The following is a 407-nucleotide window of genomic DNA, read 5'->3' as shown; positions in this document are numbered from 1 at the left end:
CCAGTCGATAAAACCATCACTTGGACAGTCGTTGGCAATTATAATCAACGAATATTAAAAGATGCCCGAATTGTTGATAATATTCAAGGCGATCAAGATTATGTTGCTAAGAGTGCAAAACTAACTGAGGCAACGATTAATTCGGATGGTTCTTATAAACCAGGAGCTGAAGTTGATAATGCTAATATTAGTTATGATGCACAGGCCCAACAATTAACAGCCAAATTACCAGATAATAGTACTAAAGCATATGTGTTAACCTATCAAACAAGTTTAGCTGGTAAAGTAATTGACCAAGAAACTTACAACAACACAGCAACGTATCAAAACGGAGATCAAAGAAGCCAATTAAAAGCGGCAGTAACCGTGCCTAATGGTGGCAATCTGGCTGAAAAGAGTGGTCAACA

At 37.6% G+C, this 407-nt stretch carries 1 protein-coding gene; it reads left to right on the top strand.

Annotated elements, in window-relative coordinates; genetic code table 11:
- Positions 1-407, top strand: a 407-nt coding sequence (locus CBI42_RS11430) for a collagen binding domain-containing protein (RefSeq protein ID WP_179211422.1), incomplete at both ends; no start/stop codon positions are given.

This window comes from Streptococcus sp. KR, assembly GCF_002238115.1.
Classification (GTDB): domain Bacteria; phylum Bacillota; class Bacilli; order Lactobacillales; family Streptococcaceae; genus Streptococcus.
This window is presented reverse-complemented; position numbering and strand designations above follow the sequence as displayed.